This window comes from Lyngbya sp. CCY1209, from assembly GCF_035615495.1.
Taxonomy (GTDB): domain Bacteria; phylum Cyanobacteriota; class Cyanobacteriia; order Cyanobacteriales; family Microcoleaceae; genus Limnospira.
On the sequence record NZ_JAJENU010000684.1, the window covers coordinates 1 to 380 of the forward strand.

At 49.5% G+C, this 380-nt stretch carries 1 protein-coding gene and 1 pseudogene; both read right to left on the bottom strand.

Going from position 1 to position 380, the window contains the following annotated elements; all coding sequences use genetic code 11:
• Positions 1-188, bottom strand: a pseudogene (locus LKE08_RS28270) (Uma2 family endonuclease); the annotation flags it as partial.
• 94 nt (positions 189-282) lie between these two features.
• Entirely contained in the window at positions 283-375 is a 93-nt protein-coding gene (locus LKE08_RS28275; protein WP_324707640.1) for a DUF29 family protein, read from the bottom strand.
• Positions 376-380: the final 5 nt, after the last annotated feature.

A 380-nucleotide genomic window follows, 5' to 3' on the forward strand; every position in this document is an offset into this window, starting at 1 on the left:
CGGCTAAAATAGATCGTCAGGTTGGCACCGATAAAGAAATCTTCGCGATCGCGCCACAGCCACTCCAAACAGGTGACAAGCAGCAACAATTGCATATAATGCAGGGAACTTTCCATTTCAGGTTCGTCGCTGTCGAGTTGGGTGGCATCGGGCATCAATGCCTCAAGTTGTTGGCTGGTCAGCACCATAACGCCTCACCTCTGTTAAGCAGAGTATTGGGAAATAATTGTATTATATTACCAAATGAAGCCAGCCGAGTCTCGGGATGCGAATCGGATGAGATCAGTCCAATTGCTCGAATTTGCGATCGCGCAGCAGGCGGGATTGCTGATGCGCCCAGCTATAGAAATCCTGTTCGTAAAGGGTGTTGCTCATGGGGT